Annotated in this window: 1 protein-coding gene; it reads left to right on the forward strand. The window is 36.5% G+C overall.

Annotated features, from left to right (window positions below; translation table 11 throughout):
• Positions 1-156: 156 nt before the first annotated feature.
• Positions 157-1,725, forward strand: coding sequence for an IS1182 family transposase (locus tag AC4GZ8_RS26275; protein WP_491084829.1), 1,569 nt, complete (start codon positions 157-159; stop codon positions 1,723-1,725).
• Positions 1,726-1,827: the final 102 nt, after the last annotated feature.

Here is a 1,827-nt window from a genome sequence, read left to right on the forward strand (position 1 = left end):
GAGGCTGGGACAAAAACCACCTCTCAGATGAAAAAACCGGTAAAATTTTACGACTAGTAAAATTTCACCGGCTTTGATTATTTTTGAATAAAAATAAGGACCACTTCTGATAAAATAAAGTTACCACACAAAATTTCATCCGAAAGAAGGGTCCTTATGTTTAGAAATTATACCATGAATCAATTAGTTTTGCCTTTAGATTTAGAAGTGAAATTACAAAAAAATGATATCGCCTTCCATATCCATCATTTAGTTGAAAGTATCCCTCATGAAGCGTTCGAACCATTTCTTCGAAATGAGGGTTGTCCTGCCTATCATCCACGCATGATGCTTAAAATTATCTTATGTGCCTACTCTCAATCTGTGTTTTCGGGGCGCAAAATTGAAGCCCTATTAAAAGATAGTATTCGTATGATGTGGCTAGCTCAAGGGTATGAACCAAGCTACCGTACAATCAACCGATTCCGTATTAAATCAGAAGTGAAAGAATTAATTCGCCAATGTTTCGTCCAATTCCGCTGCCAATTAATCGAAGAAAAACTTATCGATCAAGAAGCAATTTTTATCGATGGTACAAAGATTGAAGCGAATGCGAATAAATTTACGTTTGTCTGGAAGAAATCAATTGAGAAATATCATCAGAGTTTAATTGAAAAGTCAAACCAGCTATACAATCAGTTACTTGAGAACGAAATCATACCTGAAATTGAACATGAAAGCGATGAACAGTTATCATTGGAAGAACTCACTCAATTGGCTCAAAAAGTGGACGATATCGTAACCGAGTATGATAAACAAATTGAAGCATCATCAGACGTTACAGAACGAAAAGCTTTAAGAAGTGAACGGAAATACCCGAAACAAGTCCGTAAACAGTTGATTGATTTTGTCTTACGAAAAAAGAAATATCAACAAGACTTTGAAATCTTTGGCATGCGTAATAGCTATTCTAAAACAGATCCGGATGCGACATTTATGCGAATGAAAGATGATTATATGCAAAACGGGCAATTGAAAGCTGGTTACAATGTACAAATCGCAACGGAAGGTCAATACTCCCTTGCCTATAGTTTATTTTCAAACCCAACAGATACCCGTACATTAATTCCATTTCTTGATGAGATTGAGCAGCATTATTTCAGGTTACCAAAACACATTGTCGCAGATGCAGGTTATGGTAGTGAACAAAACTTTCATGATATCCTTTTGAACAGAAAACGAGAAGCTATTATTACGTATAACATGTATTTGAAGGAACAAAAGAAAAAGTACAAACAAAACAAATTTAATCCCGACAACTGGAAGTATGATGAAGAAACAGATACATATACATGCCCTAATCAGAAGCGTCTTGAATTTCAATATCATTCTGTCCGTAAGGACCGTACAGGCTTCCAACGGAAATTCAAAATTTACGAGTGCGAGGACTGTTCGGGATGCCCGTTCCGTTCATCATGTACAAAAGCAAAAGAAGGCAACAATCGAAAACTAATGGTGAATGAAAAATGGGAACAGCAAAAAGAATATGTAAGAGTGAAGCTTTCAGAAGAGAAAACGAGTGCCATCTATCGAAAACGCAAAGTCGATGTGGAACCAGTTTTTGGATTCTTGAAGGCTAATTTGCGTTTCACACGATTTTCTGTACGAGGAAAATCGAAGGTAGAAAACGAAATGGGCCTCGCGTTAATGGCAGTGAATCTAAGAAAATTCACTGCCCACAACTAAGGTAATAGAAGAATTTACACGCACAAATAGAGAAAGATGAATTTGAGACCCTCAAATTCATCTTTCTCACTATTTGAAGCTAGTTATGACCCAGCCTCTTTT

The sequence above is a fragment of the Metabacillus sp. RB-C-LZQ-3-1 genome, assembly GCF_058315175.1.